Below are 20834 nucleotides of genomic sequence, written 5' to 3' on the forward strand. Positions count from 1 at the left end.
CCCCCGGCCCACAGATGGACCCATGCCCAGCTCCTCCAGCGCCCGCCCCACGATCCCGCCCTCGGTGTGGTCGGCCCGTGGCCGCCACCTCGGCCCCGCCGCGGAAGACGTACTCCGGCTCAGTCTGCGGCAGCTCAAGGACAGCCGGGTCATAGACGACTGTCTGGAGGTGCCCGAGGCCGAGGGCGCCCAGGAGTCGGTCTTCGAGGCCCGATGGCGGGTCGCCGAGACGGTGACCGTACGGGCCCGGCTGACCCTCGAACGCGGCTCCGCCGAGGGACAGGAGTGGGTGCTGGTCGCGGAGGCGGAGGCCCCGTGGGATCCGCGATGGCCGTCGCCGACCGCCATGTTCTGGCCGCAGGAGCCGGACGCCACCTGGGACCACGATGCGCTCACGGGCCTGCGCCTGACGGACATCAACCCCCTCCCCTCGGACGACAAGGCCGTACGGCGCGTGCTGCGCGACTCCGCGCGCGACGGCTGGAGCATCCACGTCGTCGTCCACGAGGCCATGACCACGGACGAGCGCGGCCGTGTGCCGCTTGCCGGGATGCTGCCGCCGAGCCTGCGGCACCGGGTGGTCGAGCATCGTGCCGCACCCCATCAGCTGCGCGTCGTGAACTGGGCCCTGCGGGACTTCGGCGTCCAGGTGCCGCGCGGTGGTGCCGTGGTGCTGCCGGGCACCGCGGCCTCGTCCGGCTACGACGCCGACGACTTCGCCGTACGCAGCGTCTTCCTCGACGGCTCGGAACCGGCCGAGCTCATCCACGCCGTGACGCGGTTCGCCGCGCTGCCGCGCCCGTTGCCCGAGGGCGGCGAGGAGGCCGTCACGGCCCTGCGTGAGGACTGGCGGCTGCTGACGGTCGAGGAGGAACTCGCCCGTGAGCGCAAGCTCGTGGCGATGTACGCCGAGGCGCTCGAGGCGATGACGAAGTCCCGCGACCTGTACCGGGAGGCCGCCGAGCAGGCACACGCCGCGCTGGCGGCCTATCGGGAGTCCGCCGAGGCCCAGCCCGAGACGCGGCCCCAGCCGGACGCCGGGACGGCGACGTCCCCGCTCCAGCAGCTGACCCGGACCTTCGAGCGCCTCAAGGTCCCCGCCTGGGCTCGCAGGCCCGGCCCCGGCGCGGACCGCGAGCAGGAGGGCAAGGCCGTCGAGGAGCAGGCGGAGACGTCGGACCGCTAGCGCGGGTTTTGTCGACGAGCCGGAAGAAGAGACAGAACTAGCCCCGGGCACCGGTGTGCAGAGCGGCGAACAGCCCGCGGACGCGGGTGCCGTCCGGCAGCTGCCAGGCGCCGCCCACATGAGCGGTGGCTCCTTCGGGAAGGAGCGATGCGGCGTTCGGGGCGGGCCGCAGGACCCGGTGGAGGCGGAGGGTCGTGCCGTCCGGTGCGGCCAGCCGGGTGCCGTCCGAGTCGTCGGTGGCGGGGGCCGTGGCCTGCGTCGACGTGAGGCCCGCACCGGCGTAGGAGCGGGTGACCTCCTCGTCGACGGCGTCGCTGATGCTCTGTGCCTGAGCCTGGACGCGCCCCTCGATCAGGGCCCACAACTGGGCGACCAGTACCGGGTCGTGGCAGCCGTCGTAGGCCCAGCGGTGACCCAGCACCCCGTGCTCCATGGTCCCGACGAGGGCGTGCTCCGCACCGTCGAGCGGGGCGCCGCGATAGGTCAGCGGCACCAGGTGGCTGACCGGCTCGGCACCGGCGGCGTCGGTGACCACCATGAACTCGATCCCGACCTCGCCCCGCGGGTCGTCGAGCCGGAACCCGCCGGCCTTGGCCAGCCTGGGTTCATCGGCGCCGCCGTACCACGGACGGGAGGGCAGCCAGGTGGTGAGCAGTTCCAGCTTCGTCGGTGTGAGGGTGGTGCGGTGAATGATCGCCATGTCCGCAGGCTCTCACGGAAGTTGACGCGCTGATACTCTGTTCGATCATGACGTACTTCTTCCCCCTCCGCTAGCCGCTCCGTCGGCACTGCGCGGCTCGACCCGGCGCCGACGATGCGGGACGGTCTTCCACCGTCCCGGGCTGCGACGTGGGAGAAAACGGCATCATGCGCACACGGCGCGTGTTCGTTCGACACCCGCGTCCCGGCACGCCGACCGTCTCGTGACGGCGGCGCGCCTGGTGGCGCGGTGCGTACGCGGGCTGGAGCCCGCACTCGGCACGGAAATTCTGCGGACGGGTTCCGCGACCATCGACTGGATCGGCCACCGTGAGGTGGGCTTCCGGACCAGTACGGACAGCGGCAAGAGCAGGGGCGACAGCGACGAGGGCGAGGTGCGGCTGCGGACCGCCGACGACGTCTTCCTGCTCGCCCTGCGCCGGGACGACATCGGTCCGCACAAGAGCGACCTGGCCGCCCTGGCCGAGATGGCGCGTGCGGTCGATCTGGCAGGGCTCGCGCGGGAACGCCGGGCACGCGGCGGGCCGGCCGGGTTCGGCGGGATCGAGATCTCGGCGTCCTTCCTGGGGCGCAGGACGTACAACCGGTACGACATCGAGGACGCCGTCGGCCGGGTGCTGGCCGAGCGCGCCGGTGTGCCGTACCACGAGCGCCGGCACGGCGAGCCTGCGCCGCCCGGCCACAGCGGGTGGCGGCTGACGCTGGACGGCGCCCACGCCACCCTGCTGCTGCGCCTGGGGCGGCGCCCGGCACACCGGCGCGCCTACAAGAACGCGACCGTTGCGGGAACGCTGCACCCGCCGGTCGCCGCCGCCATGGCGCAGGCGGCCGAACTACGGCCGGGCCAGCGGGTGCTGGACCCGTGCTGTGGAGCGGGGACGCTGCTCATCGAGGCCCACCACACGGTGCCGGGGACCACATTGCTCGGGTTCGATCTCGATCCGGCCGCGCGCCGGGCGGCACGGCAGAACGCCGGGCCGCTCCCGGTCGCCGTCGAGCACGGCGACGCCGGCGCCCTGCCCGTCGCCGATCGCAGCATCGACCGCGTCCTGTGCAACCCGCCGTGGGGAGCACAGGTCGACGCGGGAGGACGCCTCGCCGGGCACCCGGAGCGATGGTGGCGCGAACTCGCCCGCGTCCTCACCGACGAGGGGCGCGCGATCGTGCTGCTGCCCGAGGCACGCGGACTGGGCCACGCCCTGGCGCTCGGCCTGACTCCCGTCCACCTACAGCAACTGAGCCTGTTCGGCAGCCGTCCGCTGCTGGTCCGCCTCGAACGGCAACGCGACCGCGGACGTGCTCGGGCCCGGCGGGAGGTGGAGGACAAGGGCCGCACGCGCCCCCGCGCGGTGCGTACGGCGCCTGCGCAGGACTCGTAGGAGGCGCGTACTGCGTCCAGCGGGTTGCCTTCGGTGCGCGTGGTGGGCGGTCCCGGCTCCTGCCCAGGCAGGTGCCGGGGCCGGTTGCGCGTCTTTCGTCCTGACGGGTGACGGGGGCAGCCAGGTGACCGCCGTCATGCAATGTGCACGCCGCGAGGGGGAATCCGACCAGCAGTGTGTCGTGCGCACCGCCGGCAGGAGGAGGGTCCGTGGAGTCGACCACCACAGTGATCGTCGTCGCCGTGGCCCTTGCGGCCGTAGTGCTCGCCGTGGCCGTCGGTGTTCTGGTGCGGCTGGTGCGAACCCGGCGCGTCATGAGGCGTGCCGGGCTGCCGACCGGACCGCGATGGGTGTTCTGGGGTGCCGTCGCCTACTTCGTGCTGCCCGCCGATCTGGTGCCGGATCCGGTGTATCTGGACGACATCGGCGTGCTCTTGCTGGCACTGCGTACCCTGCGCCGCTCTCCCGATGCGGGACCGCCGGACGCCGTTGGTTACAGAAAGTAAGGAAACCAATCACTCGTTCGATTCGTTTAAGTAAGAGGAACCCAAAAAACGTCGGCGGACCCGAGGACGCCGCTGGGTGACCAGGCTCGATCGGAGCAGCACCTTTGAGGGAGAGACGATGCAACCGTTCGCGCTCAACTATGCACGGCCGGCCGCGGAGTTGGAGGTCAGCGCTCCGTATGTCTACGACACCGGTCTGCAGTTGAACGTGCTCCGTGACGGGCGGATAGCCGCCCGTGATCATGCTCTGTTGCGGGAGCTGGGGACCACGACGTCCACGGCGGGCTCGAAGACCCACTTCGACGACTGAACACAGGCCGGCGACGATGACCGTCTTGATTCTGACCAGCGAAGAAGACGTGACGGCGGACATGGTGGTCGTGCACCTGAACGCGTCCGGCGTCCCGGTGGTCCGACTCGATCCCGCCGACCTGACCGGCGGGGTCGCGCTGTCGGGCGAGTATGTCCACGGCGCCTTCCGCGGCCATCTGTCGTCCGCGGGACGCCTGGTGGGCATCGACGGGCTGCGGTCGGTCTGGATACGCAGGCCGGGAACCCCGGCCGCCCGGGCGGCCGCGCCCTCCGCCTGGCTGACGGAGGAGGCCGGGCAGGCGCTGTACGGCATGCTGCGCGGCTGTGACGCCCGCTGGATGAACCAGCCCGACGCGGCCCGCCGGGCCCGTTACAAGCCCTGGCAGCTGCGGGTGGCCCAGCGCTGCGGGCTGCCCGTGCCGGCCACGTTGATCACGACGTTCCCGCAGGCCGCCCGCGATTTCGCCGATCGCTATCCGGATCTGGTGGTCAAGCCGGTGTCCGGCACCCATCCGCAGGACCCGCCCCGGGCGGTGCCGACCAGCAGGGTGGCCCCGGACGCGGACTTCTCCGCCGTCGCGTTCGGGCCCACCCTGCTGCAACGGCGCGTCGCCAAGCGGGCCGACGTCCGGCTCACGGTGGTGGGCGAGCGGCTGCTGGCCGCCCGCAGGGCGAGCGACCCCGAGGCCGAGGTGGACGTCCGCTTCGACGCCTCCGACGCGCCATGGCGTCCCGTCGAGGTCGCACCGCGCGTCGCCGAGGCCGTCCGCGCCTACATGCGGGAGGCGGAACTCGCCTACGGCGCCTTCGACTTCGCGGAGGACGCCGACGGGACGTGGTGGTTCCTGGAGTGCAACCAGTCGGGGCAGTTCGGCTTCATCGAGGTGGACACGGGCCAGCCGATCGCCCTGGGCATAGCCGAGTGGCTCGCCCGACCCGCCTCAGGGCGACCGTCACAGGTCAACGGGGCGAGCGCGCAGGTTCTCTGATCGTGCTCAGAGGTGCTGCGGGCCGGGCGGCAGGGCGCCGCGCTGCCACGTCGGGGCCGGCGGCGCCGGGCGTCCGGGTGCCGGTGCGGGGCCACTGGACTGCAGCAGCGGCTGCATGGCGAACTCGACTTCCCTGCTGACGCGTTCGGCCTCCCGGCGCACCTGGGTGGGGATGTCGCCGCGCTCCGCGATGAGCCGGTCGTAAATGGGGGAATCCTGGAACACCCGTCAACGCGCCTTTCATGTCGTGGCCCTGTGTGCATTTGGGCACGGCTGTCGAGTCTAGGCGCCGACGCACACTGAAGTGCGAATTCTGCCAGAGCGCTTGACGGGCGACGTCAGGCACCCGTCGTCGAGCCGGGCCGGACGATCATCAGGACGGTGACGGTTGCCCACAGGAGGTTGAAGATGCCGGTGAACATGGCGAGTTGAACGGTGGCCGAGTGTGCGACGGGCCTATCGGCGCCCAGTTGCTCAAGGAGTTCCTCCTGGCGGGGCAGGACGAAGGCGATCAGGATTCCGGCGGCCGCGGCGGTGAGAGCGATGGACGTGATGAGCCAACCGCTGCCCAGGACGCCCATGGCCAGGGCGGTGGCCAGGCCGAGGACGGGCACCGACACCCCGACGGCTCCGTAGACGCGGCAGATGCGGTGCAGGAGCCGCACGGTGCCCACCGCCACCGCCCCGTCCGTCGCCGGGACGCGGCGCGCGGCCGGCGGGAACATGCTGGCCGCGACGGTGACGGGGCCGACGGCGACGATGGCGGCCAGGACGTGAAGGGTGAGGAGGATCTTGGTCACCCGCCCCACGCTAGGGATCCCGCGGGTGATCGGACAGGGGCTGAAATGACAGCTTGCAACGGATTCCCGCCAACAGCCCAGACCGCTGTTTCACCGCACTCGGCCTGTACCACCTGGACTTATGCCGGTGGCGGGAATCCGCCTAGGGTGTCATTCATGCACACCGTGGCGATCCTGGTCCTCGACAATGTGGTGCCGTTCGACATGGCGACGCCCTTGCAGATGTTCGGCTGGACAAGGCTGCCGGACGGCCGCCGCCCCTACCGGGTCCGGCTGTGCGCCGAGTCGCCGGAGGTGGCCACGGAGGGTTTCGCCCTGCGGATCGACCGAGGGCTCGACGGGCTGGTGGACGCGGACACGGTCATCGTGCCGGGCTGCGACGCCGGGCCGCCCTCCCCGCACGTGGTGGCGGCCCTGCGGCAGGCGGCACAGGCCGGCACGCGGATCGCTTCCGTGTGTGTGGGCGCCTTCGTCCTGGCCGAGGCCGGCCTGCTGGACGGGCTGCGCGCCACCACCCACTGGATGGCCACCGATGAGCTGGCGGGGCGCTTCCCGGACGTCCACGTGGAGCCGGACGTGCTGTACGTCGACAACGGACAGATCCTCACCTCCGCCGGAGCCGCCGCGGGGCTGGACATGTGCCTGCACATGATCCGGCGGGATCTGGGGTCGGCCGTGGCAGCGCATACCGCACGCATGTCCGTCGTCCCGCTCGAACGGGAGGGCGGACAGGCGCAGTTCATCGTGCACGCACACCCGCCCGTACCGCGGGGCTCGGCGCTCGAACCCCTGCTGGAGTGGATCGAGGACAACCTGGCCGGGGAGATCACCCTGGGGGCGATGGCGGAGCGTTCGGGGATGAGCGAGCGCACCTTCAGCCGCCGCTTCCGTGAGCAGACCGGCACCACTCCGCTGCAGTGGCTGCTGCGGGCGCGGGTGCGGCGGGCCCAGTATCTGCTGGAGAACAGCGACCATCCGATCGAACGGATCGCCCGGCAGGCGGGGTTCGGTTCGCCGACGGCGTTCCGTGAGCGCTTCCGCCGGGTGGCCGGCACCACGCCGCACGCCTACCGCTGCGCGTTCCAGGGGAAGGCCGCGGTCGGCGCCCCGTCATAGCCGGTGACCCGCCCTGATCAGTCACGGTGGGAAAAATCACCCGAGTCCACACGGGCCGTCAGCAGTTGGACAAGGGGTATCGATCCTCCCCAAGGACGGTGTACTCCCATGAACTGCTCCAGCCGCCTCCTCTGCGTCCTCTACATCGCCACGAGCGCGGGGCTCGCCTGGACCTCGGTCCTCACCTTCCGGTACGGCCCCGTGTGGGCCGCGTGCCTGTTCACCGCCGCCAGTCTCGTGCCGGTCATCGCCGTCGTTCGGGAGACCGTGATCGGCGAACAGCGTCGGTGGCTCCTGGAGATGATCGCGCGGGCCGGGCGCGCCGGCGACGCCGCCGAGGCGATCGTCCGTGCGGAGCTCGACTCGGCGTGCTGCGAGCGCTGGTGGACGAGCCTCGGCAGTGAGCACGACGTGACCTGCCGGCACGGGATGCCGCGCAGCAGCAGCGCCGCGTGAGCGTCCGGGTCAGCTGTCGAGGGCCAGGTCGACCTCCTCGCGCAGGAGGTCGACGTAGTCACGGGTCCAGCCCTCGATCGTGGTGCGGTCCCACAGGTCGGCCGAGTACTCCACGAAGCCCTTCAGTTCGTCCCCGGCCGGGACCAGGCCGAAGCTGAGCTCCGTCCGGGCCGCGGCGGGGGCGAGGTCCTCGACGGCCGTGGTCAGCCCGGGCAGTTCGACCTCCGCGTCCAGCGTGCTCTGGTAGGCGAAGCCGACGTCCAGCCGGTCCGGTACGTCGACGCCCGTGCGCTCCCGCAACGCGGGGGCGATCCGGCGCACCGGCAGGGCGTGGTCCATGCACTCCACCGCGGTACGGGCGACGCGGTCCGTCAGGGCGGCGAAGGAACCGGCCGCCGCGTCCCGCACGCGCAGCGCGAAGCCGGTGACGGTGCAGGCCAGCAGGGATTCGAACTCCCGGCGCTCGCGGTTGGCGTAGGAGATGTTGAACACGACGTCCGGCTGCTCGGACTTCCGGGCGAGCATGCGGCCCAGGGCCGCGGCCGTGACCACGAAGGGCGTCGTGCCCCGCTGTCGTGCCAGTCGCTCGACGCCGGCCCGCACCTCGGCCGGCACCGTGAACATCACGGCGCCGCCCCGTCCGCTCGCGCTCTTCGGCCGGGGCCGGTCCAGCGGCAGGTCCACCGTGAACGGCACGCCGTCCAGCTCGCGCAGCCAGAACTTGAGGTTCCGCTCGTCGGCCGCCCCGTCGGGCTGCTCCTGCTGCCATCGCGCGTACGCCACGGGCTGGCACTGCACGGGTGGCAGGGTGGGGGGTTCGCCCGTGACGGCGGAGCCGTAGAGCGCTGCCAGCTCCTTGAGCAGCAGGCTGACGGACCATCCGTCGCAGGCGGAGTGGTGCAGGACGAGGAGCAGGACCCAGTCGCTCTCGCCGGTGCGCAGCAGGCGCAGCGCCACCGGGGTCGCGTCGGTGGGGTCGAGCGGTGTCTCGGCGGCCTCCGCACTGGCTTGTTCCAGGGCGGCCTGCCGCTCCTGCGCGGGCAGGGCGGTGAGATCCTCGGCCGCCAGCTCCACCGGACGGGGCCGCAGCACCTGCTGTTCCCAGCCCTCCCCGCTGCGGGCCAGGCGGGTCCGCAGTCCCTCGTGCCGCTCGACGAGCCGGGTCAGGGCGGTGCCCAGGGAGGCCACGTCCAGGTCACCGGAGAGGGTGATCCGCAGGGCGACGTTGAAGACCTGGGGCAGGAGGTGGTCGGCGTGCACCGCGGCGAAGCGGGCCTGCTGCGCGGTGGCGGGCGCCCGGCGCTCCACCGTGCCGGGTCCGTCGTCGGCCTCGGAGGCCGCACTGGCCGTCATCTCACCCGCCGTCGACGCCAGTTGGGCCGTCATGGCCTGCAGCGTCGGCTCCTGGTAGAAGCGGAGCATCGGGTACTCGGTGCCGAATTCCTCCCGGACCTGGTTGACCAGCCGCATCGCGGTGATCGAGTGACCGCCCAGCTCGAAGAAGGAGGCGTCGGCCGCGATGCCGTCGGCCTCGACGCCGAACTCGGCCGCCCACAGCTGCCGTACCCGTCGCTCGACGTCTGTGCGGTTGCCTTCCGCCGCGTGCCGGGCGTCGGCGCCCGGTCTGCGGCCGGGTGCCGAGGTGACGAGGTCGGGTGCCGGCAGCGCGGAGCGGTCCAGCTTGCCGTTGTCCGTCACGGGCAGGGCGGGCAGGATCCGCCAGGCGCGCGGCACGAGGTACTCCGGGAGCCTGGCCGCCAGTTCCTCGGCCAGGAGATCGGCGTACGCCTGCCGGTCGTCGGCCGCCGCGCCGATCGGGTCGGCGGGGACGGCACAGGCCGCGAGGTACGCCTCGCCGCGGTCGTTGCGGCGGGCCAGCACGGCCGCTTCGCGCACGCCGTCCAGGGCGTTGAGCACGCGGGAGACCTCCTCCGGCTCGACCCGGAAGCCCCGGATCTTCACCTGGTCGTCGGCCCGGCCGCAGAACTCCAACGTCCCCTCGGCACTCCAGCGGACCAGATCGCCGGTGCGGTACCTCTGGGCGTCCGGACCGCCGGCCGGGTCCGGCAGGAAGCGCTCCGCGGTGAGTTCGGGGCGGTGCAGATAGCCGCGGGTCACGCCCGGGCCGCCGACGTACAACTCCCCCACCGTGCCGACGGGCACGGGGCTGCCGGACTCGTCGAGCACGCTCAGCCGTACGTTGTCGACCGGGCGTCCGATCGCGATGGGGCGGGCGGGGTCCGGGCTCTGCGAGGACACGGTCTGGGTGGTGCACAGGACGGTGACCTCGGTGGGCCCGTACACGTTCACCGTCTCGTACCGCGCCTCGGGGCGCGGCCGGGTGCGCAGCACGTCTCCGCCGAGCAGCAGGTGGCGCAGCGGCGGCTGGTCGCCCGCCGACAGGCGCAGCAGTTGTTCTCCCAGGGCGGTGGGGAGGATGGAGAAGGTGACGTCCTGCTCCCCGTACCACCGGGCCAGGGCGAGCGGATCCCTGCGGAGCTCCTCGCCGGCGATCGTGACCGATGCTCCCGCGGTCAGCGCGGGCCAGATCTCCAGGAGCGAGGCGTCGAAGCTCTGGCTGCACACGACGGCAGCGCGGTCGGCCGGTGTGAAGGCGAAGCGCCGGTGGTGCCACGCGCACAGGTCGACGACGCCGCGGTGCGTGACCACGACGCCCTTGGGGGTGCCGGTGCTGCCCGAGGTGTAGAGGACGCAGCACGGGGACTGGTGGTCGGTGGCGGACGCGGTGCGCGGTGAGTGTCGCGCCGTCGCGTCGGGCCGTACGACCGTCACTCCCGCCGGCAGCCTCAAAGCGGCCGCATCGTCGGGCGTCGACACCACGATGCGGGCCCCGCACTCGGCGATGACCTGCTCGGCGCGCGCCCGGCCGAGGGACGGATCGAGCGGCACGTAGGCGCGGCCCGCTTTGAGCGCGGCGAGCATGGCGACGACGAGGTCGGCGGAGCGGGGCAGCCACAGGGCCACCTCACCGCGGATGGGCTGCAGCTCCCGCAGAGCCGCGGCCAACTGCTCGGCGCGGCCGTCCAGTTGACGGTACGTCAGCCTCGTGTCGCCGCTGATCACAGCCGTGTGGTCCGGCAGCGCGGCCGCCTGCCGGGCGACGAGGTCGTGGACGGTGGTGTCCGTGCGCGGGCGGGACGGGCCGTGCTGCCAGGACAGCGGTACAGGGGCCCCGTCGGCTGCGGTGTCGACGGCTGCCGGGGCGAACCGGGACAGCGGTGCCTCGGGTGCGTCGACCGCTGCCGCGAGCAGGTCCCGGAAGGTGGCGAAGAACCGGTCGACGGTGTCCTCGTCGAACAGGTCGGTGTTGTACTCCAGATGGCAGCGGATGCCGTGCGGCTGGTCGGTGAAGTAGACGGTGAGATCCGTCAGGGACTTGTCCGGTCCCGCGTCCAGCGGTGTGGCCTCGATGCCGGGCAGGTCGAAGCGGAACGGTTCCGCCCGCTGGTACTCGGCGAACGCCTGGAACACCGGTGTCCGGTCGACCGCCCTGGGCGGCGCGAGTTCACGCACCACCGTCTCGAAGGGCACCCGCGCGTGGTCGTACGCGTCGAGGGCGACCGTGCGCACCCGGTCCAGCAGCGTGCCGAACTCGGGATCGCCGGACAGGTCGAGGCGCAGCGCGAGCGTGTTCACGAAGAACCCGAGCAGGTGCTCGGCCCGCTCGGGCCGGTCCGAGATCGGGGTGCCGACGACGATGTCCGTCTGCCCGGTGACCCGGTGCAGCATCGCCGCGTACCCGGCGAGCAGGGTCATGAACAGGGTGCTGCGGCGGGCGCGGCTCAACTCGCGCAGGCGCCGGGAGAGTTCCGGGTCGAGGGTGTGGAAGACGGCCCGGCCGTCGGAGGTCATCGTCGCCGGGCGCGGCCGGTCGGTGGGAAGGGCGAGGGCGGGCAGGTCGCCGCCGAGGGTGCGGCGCCAGTAGGCCAGGTCCTCGTCGGCCTCGGGGCTGTTCGCGGCCGCCGCCTGTTCCCGGGCGTGGTCGGCGTAGCTCCAGGTGAGGGCGGGGAGTTCGGGGGCGGTTCCGTCGCGTTCGCTTCGGTAGAGCACGGAGAGGTCACGGGCGAGGACGGTGGCGGAGGCCGCGTCGACCACGATGTGGTGCAGGGACAGCACGAGGACGTACTCGGCCTCGCCCAGCTTGACCAGTCGGGTGACGAACAGCGGGCCTTGCGCCAGGTCGAAGCGGCGTGCGCTCTCGGCGGCCAGTACCTCCTGGAGCGGGCCGTCCACGATCTCGAAGTCGGGCTCGGCGGACACCTGCACGACCTGCCGGGGCTCGCCCTCGGTCTCGCGGAAGACGGTACGCAGCCCCTCATGACGGGCGACGAGGCCGCGCAGTGCCGCGTGCAGAGCGGGTACGTCGAGAGGGCCGTCGAGGCGGATCGCCTTGACCTCGTTGTAGGCGGTACGTCCGGGAAGGAGGCGCTCCAGGAACCAGATACGTTCCTGGCCGGGCGACAACGGCGCGTCATCGGGAGTGGAGGTGACCGTCCCACGGTAGTGGCGGCGCAGCGCGTCCAGGCGCGGGAGCCCCGCGCGCAGTTCGTCCGGTGCGAGACCGAAGTCGACGAGCGCCACGATCTCGTCGGCACCGGCCCCGGTCACCGCGTCCACCACCGGGCGCACGCTGTCCACCGTGCCGATCAGGGCACGCTGGTCGCAGTAGCGGCCGTAGGCACGCCGGAACACCGTCTCCAGGTCGTCCTCGCTCAGGGCGGACAGGTCGATGCTGTGCCCGAGGCTGTTGGTGACGCCGCTGAACACGGAGAGGGAGGCGCGCATATAGCGGGACAGCGGTTCGTACGCCTCGGTCCGCGCGGTGTCGTGGTCCTCCGCGAGGTAGGTGTGCAGCAGGACGGCGACCCGTCCGGCGTCCGGGTCCAGGCCGTGCAGGGCCCGTGTGCGTCGGTAAAGGGCGATGTTCTCCTGGAGCTGTTCGACGGTCTGGGTCATCAGGTTGGTGACGACGCCCAGGTCGTGGCGGGCGGCGAGTTCGTACGAGGCGGGGTTGCCGACCACAGCGGTGTAGAGGGGCGGAGCGTCCTGCACCGGTCGCGGGAAGAGCCGTAGCTCGGCCTCGCCGTCACCGGTCCTGCGGCGCACGGCGTCCCCGCGCCAGAACTTCCGTACCTCCTCCAGCTGTTCGTACATCAGCTCCTTGTGCCGGCCGAAACGGTCGGGGAAGAAGGCGAAGTCCTTGGCGCTCCAGCCACTGGCGACGCCGATGCCGACGCGCCCGCCGGAGAGGTTGTCGACCATCGACCACTCCTCGGCGACCCGGATCGGGTCGTGGAGCGGCAGGACGACGGAGCCGGCGTTGAGCCGGATGCGCTCGGTCTCGCGGGACAGCGCGGCGGCGAGCACCGCCGGGTTGGGGAAGAGGCCGCCGAAGGAGTGGAAGTGGCGCTCGGGCATCCACAGCGCATGGAAGCCCTGCCGGTCGGCGAACCGGGCGATGTCCATGAGGAGTTCGTACTGGCCGTGGCGCGGTGCGGAGGCGTCCTGGGGGTAGTCGCCGAAGAAGTAGACACTGAAGTCGGTGGTGCGCGCGGCGGCTTCACTCGCGGGTCGCGCCCGGGATTCGGTGACGGCGGCGGCGTTCCAGGCCATGGAGGCGACCGGGGCCGGCGTCGGCGCTTGTGCAGCCGGTGCCGGCCTCGGTGGCGCGGCCTTGGGTGGCGCGGCCTGCGGTGCCGGCGTCACCGGCCGCCCGCCCGGAAAGAAGCCCGCCGACCGCAGCTCGCGCAGCGAATCCCGTACGGCGTCCGCCACGAACTCCAGGTCGCCGTCCGAGTGGGCGGTGGACAGGAAGAAGTTGCGCCACTCCCAGACGTGCACGCCGCGCACCATCAGATGGTGGTAGAGGAGCTCCATGTCGGCGCGGTGCTCGAAGCGGAACTGGGAGCCGAAGTGGCTCATCCGCAGCGGGTACTCCTCGGCCTCGAAGAAGCCGTTGAGCGTCGTCGCCAGTTCGGCGGTACGCGCGTTGAGGCGCTCCTGCAGGTGGGGGCTGTGCTCCTTGAGGTGGGTCAGTACGGCGCGCGCGGCGACCATCGACACCGGGTGCTGGATGTACGTACCGCCGAAGAAGGTGGTGTCGGCGGGCGGGTAGCTGTCGTCGCCGTAGGACCAGAAGCCGCCGTCGACGCCGTCCATGATGTCGGCGCGGCCGGCGATGGCGCCGATGGGGAAGCCACCGCCGAGGAGTTTGCCGTAGGTGGCGAGGTCCGGTGTGACGCCGTACAGCTCCTGTGCGCCGCGCGGGGCGGGGCGGAAGCCTGTCAGCATCTCGTCGAAGAGCAGCACGATGCCGTGGCGACGGGTGAGTTCGCGCAGCTTCCGTACGAACTCGACCGGTTGGAGCGAGGGGTGTCTGCTCTGCACCGGCTCCACCACGACCGCGGCGATGTCGTCGGCGTGCCGTGCGATCGTCTCCAGTGCGGTGTCGCTGCCGTAGTCGAGGACCAGCAGATCGGACACGGCGGCCTGCGGGACGCCCCGGGAGACGGGCACGGTGACCTGGTGGGGGCCGCTGCCGGAGGTGCGGCCGAGGACGTTGTCGGCGTGGCCGTGGTACGCGCCCAGGAAGGTGACGATCTTGTCGCGGCCCGTGGCGGCGCGGGCGAGGCGGATGGCCGCGGAGTTCGCCTCCGTACCGGAGTTGGCGAACGCCACCCGCTCCAGACCGGTCAGCTCGGCGAGCAGCTCCGCCGCCTCGCCGGTCTCGATGGTGCGCGGGCCGAGCTGGATGCCGCGGGACAGGTGCTCGCGCACGGCCTCGGTGACGAAGTCCGGTTCGTGGCCGAAGAGGAGGACGCCGAAGCCCATCGTGATGTCGACGTACTCGTTGCCGTCCACGTCCTCCAGCCGTGCCCCGCTCGCCCTGCGGCCCGCGAGGGGATACAGCATCTCCTTGGTGCCGCTGCGGAATCCGACGACGGCACGGCTGTCGGCCAGGACACGGCGGTAGCGCTGGGCGATCCGCTTGGAGGTCGGGGTCCTGGCGGTGTAGCGGCGTACGAGGTCGTCCAGGTGCTCCTGCTGGGAGCGCGGGGAGGCGTCCCGCACCATGCCGGAGGTCCTCGCCACCGTCACCCGGGGGCCGTGGACGCGCGGCGGCTCCGGGGAGTGCTGCTGCGGGACGTGAGGGCCGGTGCCCATCTGCTCGGCGATGCGCTGCGAGAGTTCGGTCATCGCCGCCAGGTCCCGGTCCAGCGCGGCGGATATGCCGTCCAGCCCGGTCACTTGGCCACCTTGCCGTTGAGCCGGTCCGACACCGAGGCGGTCTGGAGAGCCAGCAGCTGGGAGAGCTGGGACATCATCTGCAGCTGTATCCGGGACATCTGGTGGATCTTCTCGGCGAGGTCCTCGAGCTCCTCGCGGGTCGCGTACTCGGGAGCGGGTCCGGGGACGGCAGGGGCGGGCTCGGGTGCGGGTGGGGGTGGGGATACGAGTGGAGATACGGGTACGGCTGCCGTGGGCACGGGGGCGGGGACGGGGACGGCGGGTGGTTGAGGTGCGTCGCTGGGAGCGTCCGGCATGCGGGCGACGATGAACTGCGCGAGCCGCCGTGGCGTACCCGTCTCCTCGAACAGCTGCCGCATCGTCACCTTGACCCGGTGCTCCTGCTCCAGCTCCCGCAGCACGCTGATCATCAGCAGCGAGTCGGCGCCGAGGTCGAAGAAGGACGCGTCCCCGACGATCGCCGAGGGATCCTCGCCGAGGTGCCGGGCGGTCGCCTCGACGATGCTGTGCAGTACCCGCGCGACCGCTGCCTCTTGCTGAACCACTTCGGCTTCCTCTCTCGCTGATCTTCCTGTGCTCAGGGCGGTCGGCTCCGGCCCTGTCCAGTAGTCCTTGTGCTGGAATCGGTATCCGGGCAGCGGGATGCGCCTGCCCCCGCTGCCGGCCAGGAGCACCCGCCAGCCGAGGTCCGCCCCCGCGCAGTGCAGTCCCGCCGCCGCACCCCACAGGACGCCGAGCCCCGTGCCGCGCCGCAGCGACGGCAGCGACCGCACGTCGGGCAGCGCCCTGCGGGCCAGACCGCTGAGCGTGGTGTGCGGCCCGATCTCGAGCAGTACGTCGGGCTGCTGTGCACCGATGCCGCGCAACGCTTCGTCGAAACGGACGGGTTCGCGGGTGTGCCGTACGAAGTGGTCGGCGTCCGGGGTCCAGCCGGGCGGGCGGGTCACACCGTCCAGGGCGCTGACGAAGGGGATGCGCACCGGCCGGAAGTCCACGTCGTCGAGGACCTTCCGGAACTCCTCCAGCATCGGCTGCATCAGGGCGGTGTGAAAGGCGCGGGTCACCGGCAGCAGCTGCCCCGGTGTGCCGCGCTCGTCCAGCAGGGCGCACACGCGCTCCACGGCCTCGACCGGCCCGGCGAGCACCTGGGCGCGGTCCCCGTTGGTCACGGCCGGCTCCAGGCCGGGCACCTCGTCGGCCAGGGCGAGGGCGGTCTCCCGGTCGAGCGCGGCCGCCACCATCGCGCCGGGCGCGCAGCGCTGCCGCATCAGTTGGCCGCGCACCGTGGTGAGGCGCAGCCCCTCGTCGAGCGACAGGGCTCCGGCCGCGTACAGCGCGGCGTACTCCCCGACGCTGTGCCCGGTCACGGCGGACGGTTCGACACCGGCCTCCCGCCACAGCCGGACGAGGGCGCACTGCAGGGCGAACAGGGCAGGCTGCGCGGTGTCCGTGTGCTCGGACGGCGCCGTGAGCAACGGGTCGCCGGTGAGGTCGCGGTAGTGGTGCTCGCAGGCGTCGAGCACCTCGCGTGCGGCGGGGAACCGCTCGTGCAGGGCGTCGGCCATCCCCGGGTACTGGCTGCCCTGCCCGGTGAACTGGAACGTGACGCGTGCGGGGCCCTCCTGCGGTGCCGTCCCCGCGGTGATCGTCGCTCCGGCGCCTGAGGCGAGCCAGGCGTCGAGGGCGTCGGCGAGGGCGGCCGGGGTGGAGCCGCGGGCCGCGAGCCGGTGGCGGCGGTGGGCGCGGCCGAGGGCGGCGGTGGTGACGAGGTCCGCGACGTGGGGTGTGGGTGACTGCCGTAACCGGTCGCGCAGGGCGCGGGCGTTGTCGGCGAGGGCCTCCTGGCTGCTTCCGGAGACCAGCAGCACGTCCGGAGGGGAGGTGGCGTCGGTCCTGGGCGTGGGTTCGGGGGCCTGTTCCAGGATCAGATGGACGTTGGTGCCGCCGACGCCGAGTGAGGTGATGCCCGCGCGGCGGGGTGTGTCGCTTTCGGGCCAGGGCCGGGCCGTCCGGGGAATGTAGAAGGGGCTGTGGTCGAGGTCGATGCCGGGGTTGGGCGCGCGGAAGTTCGCCATCGGCGGGATCACGCCGTGCTGCAGCACCAGCAGGGTCTTGACGAGTCCGGCCAGTCCGGAGGCCGCGTCGAGGTGGCCGATGTTGGCCTTGGTCGAGCCGAGCGCGCAGTAGCCGGTGCGGTCGGTGTCCTCGCGGTAGGCGCCGGTGGCGCCGTCGAACTCGATCGGGTCGCCCTTGAGGGTGCCGGTGCCGTGGGTCTCCAGGTAGCCGATGGTGTCGGCGCCGACGCCGGCGCGCCGCAGGGCCTGGCGGATGGCCGCGCGCTGGCCCTGTGCGCTGGGCGCTGCGAACGCCGTCTTGTCCGCGCCGTCGTTGTTGATGCCCCAGCCGCGGATCACTCCGTGGACGGTGTCGCCGTCGGCGACGGCCCGGGCCAGCGGCTTCAGTACGACGGCCAGGACGCCCGTGCCGCCCACGGTGCCGTCGGCGCCGGCGTCGAAGGCGCGCAGGCGGCCCGACCTGGAGAGGATCGAGCCCTTGACGTAGCGGTAGCCGAGGGCCTGCGGGACATGGACGGCGGTGGCGCCGACGAGGGCGATGTCGCAGTCGCCCATGAGCAGCGACTGCGCGGCCGACTGCACACCGACCAGGGAACTGGAGCAGCCCGTCTGGATGTTGACGGCGGGGCCGGTGAGGCCCAGCCGGTGGGCGACGCGGGTGGCCGTGAAGTCGGCGTAGTTGCCGACCGTGATCTGCATGCCCGCCGTCCAGTCGGTGGCGGGCTGGGTGGGCAGGACGTTGTTGAGGAGGTAGTTCTGCAGGGTGTACAGGTGGTATCCCGTGCTGGCGTAGACGCCCACGCGGGTGCCGTCCCGCTCGTCCGGATAGCCGGCGTTCTCCAGGGCGTGCTGGGCGCATTCCAGGAACATGCGTTGCTGGGGGTCCGTGAGCCGGGCCTCGCGGGCGCTCATCGCGAAGTGCTGGGCGTCGAAGCCGGCGATGTCGTCGAGCACTCCGGAGGCGCCGACGAAATCCGCCGCCCGGTAGTCCTCGGCGGGGACGCCGGCGGCGGCCAGCTCCTCCTCCGTGAAACGGGTGATGCAGTCCCTGCCGTCACGGACGACGCGCCAGAGCTCCTCGGGGGTGTCGGCGCCGGGCAGCCGGAAGGCCATGCCGATGACGGCCATCCGCGGATCGGCCTCGCTCGTGGCCATCAACCCCGTCCCTCCGTCACCGTCGTCCTGTCCTGGCCAACCGTTTCCTCAGCGCTGGGGTCGCGGGTGCGGCCCCGGCTCAGGAGCAGCAGGAGCAGGGCCGCGCAGAGGACGATCGCAAGGCCGTGGAAGGAGGCCACCACCTGCAGCGGTGAGAACGTCTCCAGCAGGGCGCCGCTCACGAGCATGCCCAGGCCGAAGCCGGTGTTCTCGGCCGAGGCGGAGAGCCCGAAGAGGCGGCCGCGCTGCTCGTCGGGGGCGGTCTGCAGCCTCGACACGTAGACGATCTCGGTGAATCCGTCGGCGGCCCCGGCGACGAGCGCGGCGATGACGGCGGGCACGGTCGGCAGTCCGCTGAAGACCACGATGAACCCGGCCGACATCACACAGGCGCCGAGCGCGAACGCCCGCTCCCCCGGTGTCCGCCCGGTCTTCTTGGTGACCCGCCCGATGACCTGCTGGGCGATGATGTTGCCGATGGCCCAGGTGGCCCAGAACTGGCTGATGAACGTGGCCGGATGGTCGGGGTCCAGGCTGCTGGAGTAGATCGGCAGGGCGACGTTGTGGGACGACGAGCCCAGCCCGTCGACCGCCCTGATGGCGATCATCGCCATCAGCAGCGGGGCGGTGCCCAGCAGCATCCGGGCCGTCCAGCGGGCGGCGCCGGAGGACTTCGCGGTGCCGCCGGCGGCGGCGTCGGTGGCTGCCCTGGTGCGTACGGGCAGCAGGAACAGCACCGTCGCGGAGACCAGGAAGGTCGCGGCGTCCAGCGCGAACGCCGCGGAGTAGCCGAGTTCGGCCACCACCACGCCCGACGACGCGAACCCGGCGATCATGGCGAGCGAACGCCCGGTCACCAGCAGCCCGTTGGCGCGTACGCGGTGCTCCGCGCCGACGATCTCCGGGATGCTGCTGCGCAGGGCCACCTGGGACAGTGTCGAGCAGCCGCCGGTGACCACGGCCAGGACGTACAGCAGCCCGGGACGCGTGCCGTCGGGGGCGAGCAGCAGCGTCAGCAGCGCCACGGCCTGGCACAGGTCGGCGCCGACCATCAGGCGCTTGCGGTCGTGGGCCGAGACGAGTCGACCGCTCACCCAGCCCGACACGACACTCGTCGCCAGCCGTACGGCCATGAAGAGGCCGGCCGCCAGCGCGCTGCCCGTGGCGTCGTAGACGAAGACGTTCAGCGCCACCATGTTCAGGTAGCTGCCGTACGCCGAGATGCCGTTGCCCAGCACGAGCAGACGGAAATACCTCATGCACCTTCCTCTGGTCCGCAGAAGCGTGTGAGTGGTGTGAGTGGCTTGAGACCCGGGATGCCCTGCCCGCCGGCTCAGTGGCGGCGTGCGGTCCGGGCGGACGGCAGGTCGCGGTGCGGTCGCCCGTCGCGTCCGTCGCGCGGGAAGCGCTGCCGTGGTGCCGGCGGCCCGGTCACCGGCCCCGACCGCTCTCGGTGCGTCGATGCGCACCGCTGTCGCACGGCGTGTTCATGCCCCCATTGCCGGCCCAGCACAAAAACCATTCCCCCCATACGCCGCCGGACAGCGGCCATTGGTCCGTCACCCAAGCAGACCCGGACGCGGCCGTTCAAGGCTCCGACGAGGTCCAGATGATTTCCGGTCCGGATTTGGCGGTTTCGGAGCGCTGCGCAGGGCGAGGGATGGCCCCGACCGACGCACAGCGCGAGGAGGCCGGCCGGCTGCTGCGCCGGGCCGAGCACCACACGGTCCCGGTCGAGCCGCTGTCGGCCCTGCTGCCCGCACTGGATCTCACCGACGCCTATGCGATCCAGCGCGACAACGTCGCCCGGCGGATCGCCGACGGGGCGACGGTCGTCGGTCACAAGGTCGGCCTGACCGCGGTCGCGATGCGGCAGCTGCTCGGCGACGACGAGCCCAAGCCCGACTTCGGTCATCTGCTGGACGACATGGTCCACCGCGACGGCGCGCCGATCTTCGCGGCGCGCTGCCGCCGGCCGCGCATCGAACCGTAGGTCTCGGTGAGCGACCCGCCGTGGCGGGCCTCGATGACGACTCCGGGGCGAGCGCCAGGACGCGGGGCAAGGACGGTGAGCCCGCAGCCTCCTGCGGCAGTCCGGCAGCCGCCGAGCTCACCGCCGCTGCCGCGGGAGCTGCTCGCACGAGGGTGGACGCTTCGGAAGATGATCACTCAGCCGTGGTCGACGGCCCTGTACGACCGGAGAAGGCACCTCATGACCAGGCGGCAGACGGCACGCAGGAAGCATGCGAACGGAGTGGAGTCACGGCAGCGCATCCTCGACGCCGCCGTGGAGATCGCCGGCGAGCTCGGCTACGACGGCACCTCCATCGCGGCCGTCAGCGCCAAGTGCGGGCTGCCCGCCAGCTCCATCTACTTGGCACGTCAAGGACAAGGACGACCTGATCGCCGCTGTCACAGAGCGCAGCTTCGAGGCCTGGCTCACGGCCGTCGAGCTGCCGGGCGAAGACGCCGGCACACCTCTGGAGCGGGTCACCGCCATGGCCGCGAACGTGGCGAAGTCGCTCGTCGACGCACCCGACTTCCTGCGTCTCGGCCTCATGCTCGCCCTCGAACGGCGCCCCACCGAACTCCGGGGCCGCACGGTGTTCCTGCAGGTCCGCGACGTCACCCACCAGAAGGTCGCCGAAGTGCTCACGCCCCTGTTCCCCGGCCTGGACGGGCCTGGACGAGGACGCCGTACACACCCTCACCACCTACACCGTCGCCGGTGCCGACGGCTTGTTCGTGCACAGGGAGGTCACCGGCGACGGCGTCGACCTCGTGGCTCTGTTCGAGCTGCACGCACAGCTCGTCCACGACGCGGCGACCCGCCTGGCGGCAGCGCGCTGATCCGCGCCCGGCGACACCGAC

The 20834-nt window shown here is 72.2% G+C and carries 14 protein-coding genes and 1 pseudogene; 9 read left to right on the forward strand and 6 right to left on the reverse strand.

Annotated features, from left to right (window positions below; all coding sequences use genetic code 11):
- Positions 1-22 precede the first annotated feature (22 nt).
- Positions 23-1186: a hypothetical protein gene (locus PBV52_RS00630; protein WP_274236264.1), complete on the forward strand. Its 1164-nt coding sequence runs from the start codon at positions 23-25 to the stop codon at positions 1184-1186.
- A 37-nt stretch (positions 1187-1223) separates the two neighbouring features.
- Here the strand turns inward: PBV52_RS00630 and PBV52_RS00635 are convergent, their stop codons facing one another.
- Positions 1224-1886, reverse strand: a complete 663-nt coding sequence (locus PBV52_RS00635) for a 1,4-alpha-glucan branching protein (RefSeq protein WP_274236265.1) — start codon at positions 1884-1886, stop codon at positions 1224-1226.
- A 223-nt stretch (positions 1887-2109) separates the two neighbouring features.
- On the opposite strand from PBV52_RS00635, the gene PBV52_RS00640 reads away from it, so the two are divergent.
- The 4 genes from PBV52_RS00640 (at position 2110) to tgmB (ending at position 5092) form a co-directional block, all read left to right on the forward strand.
- A complete protein-coding gene (locus PBV52_RS00640) occupies positions 2110-3285 on the forward strand; it encodes a TRM11 family methyltransferase (protein ID WP_274236266.1) in 1176 nt (391 codons plus the stop codon).
- Positions 3286-3494: 209 nt separating this feature from the next.
- On the forward strand, positions 3495-3791 hold the full coding sequence (locus PBV52_RS00645) for a DUF1232 domain-containing protein (protein WP_274236267.1): 297 nt from the start codon (positions 3495-3497) through the stop codon (positions 3789-3791).
- A gap of 118 nt (positions 3792-3909) precedes the next feature.
- Positions 3910-4101, forward strand: a complete 192-nt coding sequence (tgmA, locus tag PBV52_RS00650; RefSeq protein WP_274236268.1) for a putative ATP-grasp-modified RiPP — start codon at positions 3910-3912, stop codon at positions 4099-4101.
- A gap of 16 nt (positions 4102-4117) precedes the next feature.
- Positions 4118-5092 (forward strand): ATP-grasp ribosomal peptide maturase, encoded by a 975-nt coding sequence (gene tgmB, locus PBV52_RS00655; RefSeq protein WP_274236269.1) that lies wholly within the window; start codon positions 4118-4120, stop codon positions 5090-5092.
- Between the two features lie 6 nt (positions 5093-5098).
- Here tgmB and PBV52_RS00660 read toward each other — a convergent pair whose 3' ends face one another.
- Together PBV52_RS00660 and PBV52_RS00665 are read right to left on the reverse strand one after the other, a co-directional pair.
- Positions 5099-5317, reverse strand: a complete 219-nt coding sequence (locus PBV52_RS00660) for a hypothetical protein (RefSeq protein ID WP_274236270.1) — start codon at positions 5315-5317, stop codon at positions 5099-5101.
- 113 nt (positions 5318-5430) lie between these two features.
- Positions 5431-5892: a DUF2269 family protein gene (locus PBV52_RS00665; protein WP_274236271.1), complete on the reverse strand. Its 462-nt coding sequence runs from the start codon at positions 5890-5892 to the stop codon at positions 5431-5433.
- A 156-nt stretch (positions 5893-6048) separates the two neighbouring features.
- Between PBV52_RS00665 and PBV52_RS00670 the strand changes: the two genes are divergently transcribed.
- On the forward strand, positions 6049-7008 hold the full coding sequence (locus PBV52_RS00670) for a GlxA family transcriptional regulator (protein ID WP_274236272.1): 960 nt from the start codon (positions 6049-6051) through the stop codon (positions 7006-7008).
- Between the two features lie 108 nt (positions 7009-7116).
- Positions 7117-7464: a hypothetical protein gene (locus PBV52_RS00675; protein ID WP_274236273.1), complete on the forward strand. Its 348-nt coding sequence runs from the start codon at positions 7117-7119 to the stop codon at positions 7462-7464.
- Between the two features lie 9 nt (positions 7465-7473).
- On the opposite strand, the gene PBV52_RS00680 is transcribed toward PBV52_RS00675, so the two are convergent.
- Genes PBV52_RS00680 through PBV52_RS00690 form a run of 3 tightly spaced genes read right to left on the reverse strand, consistent with a single transcriptional unit; the run spans position 7474 to position 19222 of the window.
- On the reverse strand, positions 7474-14733 hold the full coding sequence (locus PBV52_RS00680) for a MupA/Atu3671 family FMN-dependent luciferase-like monooxygenase (RefSeq protein WP_274236275.1): 7260 nt from the start codon (positions 14731-14733) through the stop codon (positions 7474-7476).
- The gene (locus tag PBV52_RS00685; RefSeq protein ID WP_274236276.1) at positions 14730-17963 is read right to left on the reverse strand and encodes a type I polyketide synthase; all 3234 of its coding nucleotides are present in this window, start codon (positions 17961-17963) and stop codon (positions 14730-14732) included. Before PBV52_RS00685 ends, PBV52_RS00680 begins: the two co-directional genes overlap by 4 nt.
- Positions 17963-19222 carry an MFS transporter gene (locus PBV52_RS00690; RefSeq protein ID WP_274236277.1) on the reverse strand — a complete coding sequence of 420 codons (1260 nt, stop codon included), beginning with the start codon at positions 19220-19222 and terminating at the stop codon, positions 17963-17965. The genes PBV52_RS00685 and PBV52_RS00690 overlap by 1 nt, the downstream gene beginning before the upstream one ends.
- Before the next feature lie 401 nt (positions 19223-19623).
- Between PBV52_RS00690 and PBV52_RS00695 the strand changes: the two genes are divergently transcribed.
- Both PBV52_RS00695 and PBV52_RS00700 read left to right on the forward strand, forming a co-directional pair.
- Complete coding sequence (locus PBV52_RS00695; protein WP_274236278.1) at positions 19624-19956, forward strand: hypothetical protein; 333 nt, start codon at positions 19624-19626, stop codon at positions 19954-19956.
- A gap of 219 nt (positions 19957-20175) precedes the next feature.
- Positions 20176-20813: pseudogene (locus PBV52_RS00700) on the forward strand (TetR/AcrR family transcriptional regulator).
- The last annotated feature ends 21 nt before the right edge of the window (positions 20814-20834 follow it).

Source organism: Streptomyces sp. T12 (assembly GCF_028736035.1).
Taxonomy (GTDB): domain Bacteria; phylum Actinomycetota; class Actinomycetes; order Streptomycetales; family Streptomycetaceae; genus Streptomyces.